Source organism: Kluyvera sp. EC_51 (assembly GCF_019584505.1).
Lineage (GTDB): Bacteria > Pseudomonadota > Gammaproteobacteria > Enterobacterales > Enterobacteriaceae > Kluyvera > Kluyvera sichuanensis.
Genome location: NZ_VDAG01000023.1, coordinates 1 through 210 on the forward strand (window position 1 = coordinate 1; position 210 = coordinate 210).

Sequence of the window (210 nt, forward strand, 5' to 3'; positions counted from 1 at the left end):
GAGTGCGTTCACCGAAGACGTGCGCCACAACCGTCCTCCGTATCCTGTCATACGCGTAAAACAGCCAGCGCTGACGTGATTTAGCACCGACGTAGCCCCACTGTTCGTCCATTTCAGCGCAGACAATCACATCACTGCCCGGTTGTATGCGCGAGGTTACCGACTGCGGCCTGAGTTTTTTAAGTGACGTAAAACCGTGTTGAGGCCAAC

General features: G+C 54.8%; 1 pseudogene. It reads right to left on the reverse strand.

Annotated features, from left to right (window positions below):
- A pseudogene (locus FHC49_RS06080) lies at positions 1 to 210 on the reverse strand (IS1 family transposase); the annotation flags it as partial.